The organism is Dietzia sp. SYD-A1 (assembly GCF_015356725.1).
Classification (GTDB): Bacteria; Actinomycetota; Actinomycetes; order Mycobacteriales; family Mycobacteriaceae; genus Dietzia.
Window position 1 is genome coordinate 1 of record NZ_JADDKI010000490.1, and the last position, 677, is coordinate 677.

Annotated in this window: 1 protein-coding gene; it reads right to left on the reverse strand. The window is 73.7% G+C overall.

Going from position 1 to position 677, the window contains the following annotated elements; genetic code table 11:
- Window positions 1-677 (reverse strand): PEP-utilizing enzyme (locus IY392_RS19340; protein ID WP_255542112.1); only part of this gene is annotated, 677 nt, incomplete at both ends.

The window sequence follows — 677 nt, forward strand, 5'->3', positions numbered from 1 at the left end:
CCCCCCCGGTCGCCGTCCACCCGGACGAGGTCACCGGTCCGCAGCGTCTGCGTGGCGACCAGTGTGTTGACCACGCAGGGCAGCCCGTACTCGCGCGCCACCACGGCCCCGTGGGAGACCGAACTGCCGATGTCGGTGACCAGCGCGGCGATCACCGTGAAGTAGGGAGTCCAGCCCACATCCGTGACGGGTGCGACCAGGATCTCGCCCGACCGCACCTCGCGGGCGTCCAAGATGGACCTGGCCACGCGCACCACGCCCTCCACCGATCCGCGGCTCGCGGGTCGCCCGATGATCTCCCCGCCCGCGGCCTCACGCGGGGGCCGGGCGATCAGCGGGACCGGGCGACCGACCGACACGTCGGGGAACTCCAGCACGTCCTGGAACGCCAGTGCCTCCCGGCGCGCGAGGGCGCTCTGGACGAGATCGCCGATCTCCCCCGGCCCGACGATCCGGCCCAGCTCCGCACGGTCGAAGAAGAACACCAGGTCCGCGTCGGGCAGTCGTCCGGCGGCGGCCAGGACCTCGCCGAGGTGGCGGTACCCCCGCTTGAGCGCGTGCGCCATCAGCGCCATCGCGGACTTGGTCTCCTCGCGCCCACGCGCGCCCTCCTGCGCGAACCGGGAGAGCAGGCGGATGACGGGCGAGACGGACCCGTGGACGTCCGCGCCTGCGGC